A 1,690-nucleotide genomic window follows, 5' to 3' on the forward strand; every position below is an offset into this window, starting at 1 on the left:
GGGGTGCAGCCGCGGACGCGCCGGTCGACAGCCGCGGCCGGGTCGCCCCAGCGAACCCGGGCGTCGTCGACGGTGAGCTTGGGCGCCAGGCTCACGCCGTCGGCGGGCTGCGGCACGGCCTCCAGGCGGCCCGCCTCCAGGGCGTCGAGGGTCGCCACGAGCAGCCGGGCGCCGCCCTCGGCGAGGCGGTCGAGCAGGTCGCCGGCGGTGTCGGTGGGGCCGATCGCCTCGGTGTACGTGCCGAGCACCGGACCGGTGTCGAGGCCCCCTTCGAGGCGGAACGTGCTGGCGCCGGTGACGTCGTCGCCGGCGATGAGGGCGTGCTGCACGGGGGCGGCGCCGCGCCAGGCGGGCAGCAGCGAGAAGTGCAGGTTGATCCAGCCGTGCGCGGGCACGTCGAGCAGCGCGCGCGGGATGAGCCCGCCGTACGCGACGATCGGGGCAGCGTCGGGCGCGAGCTCGCGCAGCCGGTCCGCGAACTCGGGGTCGCGCGGGCGGGCGGGGGTGAGCACCTCCAGGCCCGCCTCCAGGGCGGCCTGCTTGACCGGGCTCGGATGCAGCGTGCGGCCCCGGCCGGTGCGCGCGTCGGGGCGGGTGAGCACCGCGACCACCTCGTGGCGCGAGTCGAGCAGTGCCCGCAACGCCGTCAACGCGGGAGCCGGGGTGCCGGCGAACAGCAGTCGCATCACAGCCCCTTGCCGTGGGTGGCGTGCGGGCTGACCTGCACGATCGGGCCCGGCAGCCCGGCCCACTCGGCCGACCGGATCGCCTTGAGCGCCTCGCGGCGGGCCTCCTTGTCGAGCCGGTCGATGAACAGGATGCCGTCGAGGTGGTCGGTCTCGTGCTGGATACAGCGGGCGAGCAACTCGCTGCCCTCGATGGTCACCGGCTCCCCGTGCTCGTCGAACCCGCGGGCGACGACGCGCAGGGCGCGGGGGGTGTCGGCGACGACGCCGGGGATCGACAGGCAGCCCTCGTCGCCCTCCTGCTGCTCGGCCGACAGCCGCAGCTGCGGGTTGACGAGGTGACCCAGCTCGCCGTCGACCCACCACGTGAACACCCGTAGCCCGACGCCGATCTGCGGCGCGGCGAGCCCCGCGCCGGGAGCGTCGCGCATCGTGTCGAACAGGTCGCGCACCAGCGTGCGCAGCTCCTTGTCGAAGTCGACGACGGGTGCGGCGGGGGTGCGCAGCACCGGGTCGCCGAACAGCCGGATGTCCTGGATAGCCACGTGTGATCTCTCGTCGGTGTCGGGTCGCTGCGAGTCTAGGAGATCGTCGCGCCCTCGCCGTCATGCACCGCACGTCGGCGAGTGCTCGGCAGACGGTCGGCAAGTGCTCGGCAGACGGTCGGCACGGGTCAGCGCGGTCAGCGCGGCCAGCGGCTCATCCTCCTAGCTCGTGGGCGCCGACGCGCACGCCGATCGCGGTCGCGTCCTTGCGGACGCTGCGGACGCGGCGCAGCCGACCCAGCGCCGCGGTCGCCGCGGGGGCGTCGGCCGGGTCGGCGCGCAGCAGCACGTGCGCGGGGCGGTCGGCCTCCGGAATCGGCGCGGCGCCACCCGCCCGCGGGCTCGACCCCGCGTCCGGCGCGTGGATCTCGGCCGGCACCGGACCGATTCGTTCCACCGCCTCGGGCAGGCCCTCGGCGGGTAGCGCGGCCAGCGCGTCGCGCAGGGCGCCCTGGGTAC

Annotated in this window: 3 protein-coding genes; all 3 read right to left on the minus strand. The window is 76.0% G+C overall.

Annotated features, from left to right (window positions below; translation table 11 throughout):
* Nucleotides 1–686: methionyl-tRNA formyltransferase (locus tag PINTE_RS21220; protein WP_068434577.1), on the minus strand; the 686-nt coding region annotated here is incomplete at its 3' end.
* Nucleotides 686–1,231 (minus strand): peptide deformylase, encoded by a 546-nt coding sequence (gene def, locus PINTE_RS21225; RefSeq protein ID WP_068434580.1) that lies wholly within the window; start codon nt 1,229–1,231, stop codon nt 686–688. The genes PINTE_RS21220 and def, both read right to left, overlap by 1 nt.
* Nucleotides 1,232–1,385: 154 nt before the next feature.
* Nucleotides 1,386–1,690: hypothetical protein (locus PINTE_RS23555; RefSeq protein ID WP_217996683.1), on the minus strand; the 305-nt coding region annotated here is incomplete at its 5' end.

The organism is Piscicoccus intestinalis NBRC 104926 (assembly GCF_001515525.1).
GTDB classification, from domain to species: Bacteria; Actinomycetota; Actinomycetes; order Actinomycetales; family Dermatophilaceae; genus Kineosphaera; species Kineosphaera intestinalis.